The 592-nt window shown below is 45.6% G+C and carries 1 protein-coding gene; it reads right to left on the reverse strand.

The window, feature by feature from the left end; genetic code table 11:
• On the reverse strand, positions 1–592 hold a 592-nt coding region (locus H5200_RS23370; protein ID WP_182762882.1), incomplete at both ends, for a transposase.

Here is a 592-nt window from a genome sequence, read left to right on the forward strand (position 1 = left end):
TCAGGGTCGGTAATATTACTTTTAATAGGCTTGCCTTTGCTGCCCGTTTTTTCCTCGTGGGTCGCTAAGAACTCCGTGATTTTATCTGCACTTTTATCCAGCTTTTCTTTTTGCTTTAAATCCTGCGTTATCAACTCTTCGCTCAGGCTATCTTGTGATTGGTGACGTTCGATAATACGTTTACTCGCGCGTTCTAGTTTTGCTTTTTTACGCCCTAGCTCATCGAATGTCCCGCTCCATTCTTTGCTCGCATTCGACTTTAACTTACAGCCATCAATGGCAAACATATTGCGGCCTATCAACCCTTCTTCGTCGCATATCATCAATACTTGCGTAAATAGTGGCTCAATCTGTTCATGCATTTTGGCCACGAAACCCGCGATTGATGTGTAATGCGGCTGGATGTCCCCCGACACACTCATCAACAAAATATTCGTCTCACACGCCTTCGCAATACGGCGGCTGCAGATCAAACCATGTGCATAGCCGAGCAAAATAATCTTTAACATCACTGACGGCGGATACGCCGCCGCGCCTGTTTTGTCGTTGTTATACCACGCGTCAAAGCCCGACAAATCGAGTTTATTTTCGA

Origin of the sequence: Pseudoalteromonas sp. SG43-7, assembly GCF_014164295.1 — a bacterium.
Classification (GTDB): Bacteria; Pseudomonadota; Gammaproteobacteria; order Enterobacterales; family Alteromonadaceae; genus Pseudoalteromonas; species Pseudoalteromonas rhizosphaerae.